At 61.8% G+C, this 283-nt stretch carries 1 protein-coding gene; it reads left to right on the top strand.

The window, feature by feature from the left end:
- Window positions 1-283 (top strand): right-handed parallel beta-helix repeat-containing protein (locus P0086_RS25230; protein WP_275790832.1); only part of this gene is annotated, 283 nt, incomplete at both ends.

Here is a 283-nt window from a genome sequence, read left to right as displayed (position 1 = left end):
CCGGCACGGTCATCGAGAACCAGATCATCAACGGCTCGCTGCGGATTACCGCCGCCGACGTCGTGATCAAGAACTGCGTCATCAAGTATAACGGCACCTGGGGCATCGACGCCGAGGGCGCCAAGAACATCACCGTCCAGAACTGCGACATCACCGGCGCCGGCACGTCCGGCATCAGCAATGCCGCCATCCTCGGCAGCGGCAACTTCATCGGCAACGACATCTCCAAGTCGGAGAACGGCATCGTGCTGCAGAACGGCGCGAGCACGGTGAAGGGCAACTA

Origin of the sequence: Mycoplana sp. MJR14, assembly GCF_029210525.1 — a bacterium.
Classification (GTDB): domain Bacteria; phylum Pseudomonadota; class Alphaproteobacteria; order Rhizobiales; family Rhizobiaceae; genus Mycoplana.
The sequence above is the reverse complement of the archived record's forward strand: the minus strand, read 5'-3'. Positions and strand labels throughout refer to the sequence as shown.